The sequence below is a fragment of the Okeania sp. SIO2B9 genome (genome assembly GCF_010672505.1).
GTDB classification, from domain to species: Bacteria; Cyanobacteriota; Cyanobacteriia; order Cyanobacteriales; family Microcoleaceae; genus Okeania; species Okeania hirsuta.
Window position 1 is genome coordinate 1 of the sequence record NZ_JAAHGK010000901.1, and the last position, 3,229, is coordinate 3,229.

Consider the following 3,229-nt stretch of genomic DNA (forward strand, 5'->3'; position numbering starts at 1 on the left):
TCTGCTTTTAATCCAATTTTTTTGGCTTAAAAGCTGCTGAAGATATTAAGTCATTACTTAGCCCTGAAATTATGGGTAAAAAAATCAAGACTCGCCTCGAATATATTGCTCAAGTCACGGAAAATTTTACTAATATTCCAGCCACAAAATTATCTCAGTCTTCTCCAAGTAATAAATTTCCACTTGTTAGTATTTGCATCCCTACTTACAACGGAGAAAATTTTATCAGAGCTGCAATTAATAGTGCCCTTTCCCAAACTTACTCTAACCTAGAAATCATAATTTCTGATGATAATTCCACCGACAAAACCCTCGAAATAGCCAAAACATTACAATTGGAAAATCCACAAATAGAATTTCGGATTATTTGTCATCAAAATTATGGCTTAGTGGGAAATTTAAACTTCTGTATTTCCCAAGCAAGAGGCAAATATATTAAATTCTTATTTCAGGATGACTTGCTCGAAAAAAGCTGTATTGAAGAATTTGTCAAAATAGCAGAAGAAGATTCGGAAATAGGTTTAGTATTTTCTCGCCGTCGCGTAATTTTAGAACCTGGTGCAGAAAATAATTCTACTTGTGTAGCTGCTTATCGTGGTACTCAAGATTTACACAAGGATTGGTCAAATTTGAAAACTATTCAGTCAGGAAAAGATTTATTATTAGACCCTAATTTAATGAAATATCGTCTGAATAAAATTGGGGAACCAACGACAGTATTAATTCCTAAAACTGTCTTTGAAAAAATCGGACTTTTTGATTCTAGTTTGACTCAAGTATTAGATATAGATATGTGGTTCAGGATTATGGGAAATTATAAAATTGGATTTGTGGATAAGCCTTTATCTCAACTTCGTATTCATCCCCGCCAACAAACTCAACTTAATCTTGCTTCTGGGAAAAATCCTCAAGATTATCAAAGGTTTTATCAGAAAATGTTGGAGAATACTGTTTATAGTTTTTTGACTCCAGAGGTGAAGGAAACTGCTAGAAAAAAATTAGGTATTTTGCTCAAACAAAACTTTTCTCAACTGCAAAATTTGGTGGAGCAATATCGTCGCTTTACTGCTGATGAGTCGGTTTTAAATAATCTTCGCCAATTACGTCGCCAACTCGCTGAAAAATTGTTAGGTTTGTCAAATGAACAATTGAAATATTTTTATCAAGCTGAAATAGGTGAAACTTATAAACTTATGCTCAATAGTGGGATAAAAAATGAAGCTTTAACTGCTTCTGAAAAAGAGTTTGTTGTTAATCTACAGGAAAATTTTTCCGCAAAAAATATCTGGCAAAATGTTTTAGTATTTCTGCTTTATCGCTTTGCTTTTCAGTTACCAATAAATTACCGTCAAGCTGTTTTGCCAAAATGGATTTTTACTGATTTTCTGAATTTTCTATTTGCTAGACCTCTAAATTTTCAGGAAGTTGGAGAATTGGAAAAATATTGTGAATATGTCAAAGATTTAATTGTGTATTTGAAAGGGAATGTTTGTAGTAATAGTAACTCCGCAGTTAGACAAAGTATTGCTGCTTTTCTTGCCGACGATCTTGATTTGACTGTTTTGTCTTGTTGTGATTTTCCACTTCCAAATACTTGGCAAAATGTGTTGGAATTGAGGGAATTTTTTTAGAGTGTAATGGGTATCAACTTGATTATTATTTTCCCGCAAAAACATCAGCATTAAGCTAGCTCACAGTCAGTTTTTAGCTGTTTCATAAATAATGAATATACATTGCTAAAGTCAAGGTTAGTTTTTTTCCAATACTTTGAATTCTCTTTAAATCTCTCAATACTAATTCCTGCTATAAAGGCAATGAATTAATAGCTGATAGCTGATAGTTGACCGCTGAATGCTTATACAAAAACAGGCGTTCGCGGTAGCGATGCGGAGCATTATCGCTCTAAAATTTGTCTGAGAATATTACTCCATAAATTAAGCCTTCAACAGGATACTTTTACTGTTATTTCAATCCTCGAAAATTTAGATAGACATAACTTTGAAATAGTGTTATATTATTTTTCAATAACAAATGATATGCTGGGCTATTTATGTAAAAAAAAGATATACAGCGGATTCCACCTTGGTGAAGTATACCCGTCGCGGACAAGATACCCGCAGTGGGAACGTTTATTAGTAAGCATTCGGCTATCAGCAATAAGACTCTCTCATATAGGACAGTATTTAAATTAACAACTGACTTTAAGGGCAAGGGAGGCAACTTTTGTAGTAAGACAATTAATAAAGCTTTTATCCTAAACTAAAAGCAATAGCTGATAGCTGATGGCTGATGCCTGACGGCTGAATGCTTACATTGATTATAGTCAAGCTTGGTCATCTGCTATACAACTTTTCTTCAGCTTTAGCTGCAATTTCTCTTAATTTTTCACCAGTAAAATTCAAATCTTGTTGAAGATTATCAATTAATTGATTGAGTTGATTTTCTCTTTCTTTAGCTTCTATATTCTTGAGAATAGGCAAGATAATTATAGAAGCTAGAGCAGTGGTTAAAACTTCTTGTCTCAGCACTAACGAAATTAATCCTAATTGTACTAGCAAGTGGAGAAACCCAAAAATTATGAGAATTACACATATCCCTATTCCTCCCATAACAGATAAGACAATCGAAGGATTATTAAAAGATATACTACTGCTTGAGTGTAATGTATCTAAAGTAGTGCGAAACTGCTCATAAAGAGAAGGCTTTTCGCGGTTTAATTTTCGTAACCAAGCACCATTAAAATGATTACTGTTTGACCATTTTTCTACTTCATTTTTAATCACAGTATTAACAAAAGCAGAATTTAAACTACCATTACTTTTAACTTGGCGACGAATATTAGTTTCCAAAATATCCATAAAAGTTTGCCACTGAGAAATAAATTCTGATTCCCAACTCATTTTAATACCTCCGCTTTTATTTGAATAATTATCTGTTTGAGGATACATATAAAGCAAGCATTCAGCCGTTAGCTAACTTTTTATTCCTGAATTAGTATTGAGAGATTGAGCAAGAATTATCAAGTTACATTAAAAGCAAAAGTATCAGCTAATCTTAGCAATCTAGACTCATTTTTATTGCTGGCTATGGCAACAGTCCTTAAGATAAACTTTACTGCTAATAACTGAATGCTAATTATATAATAAAAAATCTATTCTGTGCAGCTTTTTTTTTAGTTACTACCGATTAAAATATCCTTTCTTTGAACAGACATTTCTTGAATTTATTC

2 protein-coding genes are annotated in these 3,229 nt (G+C 32.6%); one reads left to right on the forward strand and one right to left on the reverse strand.

Going from position 1 to position 3,229, the window contains the following annotated elements; all coding sequences use genetic code 11:
* Positions 1–71 precede the first annotated feature (71 nt).
* Positions 72–1,631: a glycosyltransferase family 2 protein gene (locus F6K13_RS25185; RefSeq protein WP_287288730.1), complete on the forward strand. Its 1,560-nt coding sequence runs from the start codon at positions 72–74 to the stop codon at positions 1,629–1,631.
* Between the two features lie 702 nt (positions 1,632–2,333).
* On the opposite strand, the gene F6K13_RS25190 is transcribed toward F6K13_RS25185, so the two are convergent.
* Positions 2,334–2,900, reverse strand: coding sequence for a hypothetical protein (locus tag F6K13_RS25190; protein ID WP_124146454.1), 567 nt, complete (start codon positions 2,898–2,900; stop codon positions 2,334–2,336).
* Positions 2,901–3,229: the final 329 nt, after the last annotated feature.

Bases quoted from the DNA above. Each gene is read 5' to 3' on its own strand.
- F6K13_RS25185 (WP_287288730.1), top strand. From the start codon at position 72: ATGGGTAAAAAAATCAAGACTCGCCTCGAATATATTGCTCAAGTCACG.
- F6K13_RS25190 (WP_124146454.1), bottom strand. From the start codon at position 2,900: ATGAGTTGGGAATCAGAATTTATTTCTCAGTGGCAAACTTTTATGGAT.